The organism is Rhodococcus sp. LB1 (assembly GCF_001583455.1).
Lineage (GTDB): Bacteria > Actinomycetota > Actinomycetes > Mycobacteriales > Mycobacteriaceae > Rhodococcus_F > Rhodococcus_F opacus.
This window is the reverse complement of the sequence record NZ_LTCZ01000292.1, coordinates 1-1733: the sequence shown is the minus strand read 5'-3', so window position 1 is coordinate 1733 and position 1733 is coordinate 1. Positions and strand designations below refer to the sequence as shown.

Here is a 1733-nt window from a genome sequence, read left to right as displayed (position 1 = left end):
ACACGCTCAGTCATGAAATGACTCACCTTCCGCACTTGGCAAAACTTCCACGATGCGAAAACACAGTTTCGTATCTTGACATTAAGAAAACCGTGTCCATCGAGTTCTGTCAATAGCGGACGGGCGTACGGTTACAGCGTCACATCCGATCAGTGGTCTTCCTCGCCGATCCTGTGGACGTGGATCAGGTTGGTCGAGCCGACGGTGCCCGGGGGTGATCCCGCGACGATGACGACGAGGTCGCCCCGCTGGTACCGGCCAAGGCCGAGGAGCGCGTGGTCGACCTGATGGATCATCTGGTCGGTCGACTCGACGGGGTCGACGAGGAATGTCTCGGTCCCCCAGGTCAGCGCGAGTTGAGCGCGCACTTCCGGGAGCGGGGTGAACGCCAGCAACGGCAGTGGAGTGTGCAGCCGCGCGAGCCGGCGCACGGTGTCCCCGGACTGGGTGAACGCGACGAGCGCCGCCGCACCCAATCGTTCCCCGATGTCGCGCGCCGCGTAGGACAGGACTCCGCCCTTCGTGCGGGGTACGTGCGCCAGCGGCGGAACGTGCGTGGACTTCTCCTCCACCGCACTGATGATGCGACCCATGGTGCGGACCGTCTCCATCACGTGCTTCCCGACGGACGTTTCGCCCGACAGCATGACGGCGTCCGCGCCGTCGAGGACGGCATTCGCCACGTCCGACGCCTCGGCCCGGGTCGGCCGTGAGTTCTCGATCATCGACTCCAGCATCTGCGTCGCGACGATGACCGGCTTCGCATTCTCGCGGGCGACTTGGATGGCCCGCTTCTGCGCGAGCGGCACCTGTTCGAGGGGAAGTTCGACACCCAGATCGCCGCGGGCGACCATCACCGCGTCGAACGCCAGCACGATGGCCTCGAGGTTGTCGATCGCCTCGGGTTTCTCGAGCTTCGCGATCACCGGGACCCGGCGGCCGACCCGATCCATCACGGCATGGACGAGTTCGATGTCTGCCGCCGATCGCACGAACGACAGGGCGATGAGGTCGACACCGAGACGCAGTGCGAACTCGAGATCGGCGATGTCCTTGCCCGACAGCGCCGGGACCGACACGTTCATCCCCGGCAACGACACACCCTTGTTGTTGCTGACCGGACCGCCCTCGGTGACCCGGCACACCACGTCGTTGCCGTCGACGTCCGTGACGACCAGTCCGATCTTGCCGTCGTCGACGAGCAACCGGTCACCGGGCTCGGCGTCCTCCGCCAACTGCTTGTAGGTGGTGGACACCCGGTCGTGGGTGCCCTCGCACTCGTCGACGGTGATCCGCACGACGTCGCAGTCCGACCAGACGGTGCTGCCTTCGGCGAAGCGCCCCAACCTGATCTTCGGGCCCTGGAGGTCGGCGAGAACACCCACCGCCCGGCCGGTGCGTTCGGACGCATCCCGCACCCGGAGGTAGTTCTCCTCGTGATCGGAATGTTCGCCATGGCTGAAGTTGAGCCGCGCGATATCCATTCCGCAGTCGACGAGTTCGCGTATGCGGTCGCCGGTTGCCGTTGCGGGCCCGAGGGTGCACACGATCTTCGCGCGCCTCGCCGACGCGGGCGCCTCCCGGCCGGGTGTGACGAGGTAGTCGGACACTGTTGCTGTCATAGGATTTTCGATTCCGTTCTAGGCGCTGCCGGTGTCGGCGTAGGAGACGGCCGCGGCGCGGACGTCGTCGATGCGGTACCGGTTGGCGGCCTCGACGGCCTTGGAGCGGTC

Annotated in this window: 1 protein-coding gene and 1 pseudogene; both read right to left on the bottom strand. The window is 66.0% G+C overall.

Features of this window, described 5'->3' with window-relative positions; all coding sequences use genetic code 11:
* Positions 1-149: 149 nt before the first annotated feature.
* The gene (gene pyk / locus AZG88_RS31170; protein WP_061700062.1) at positions 150-1622 is read right to left on the bottom strand and encodes a pyruvate kinase; all 1473 of its coding nucleotides are present in this window, start codon (positions 1620-1622) and stop codon (positions 150-152) included.
* A gap of 18 nt (positions 1623-1640) precedes the next feature.
* A pseudogene (locus AZG88_RS55770) lies at positions 1641-1733 on the bottom strand (transketolase-like TK C-terminal-containing protein); the annotation flags it as partial.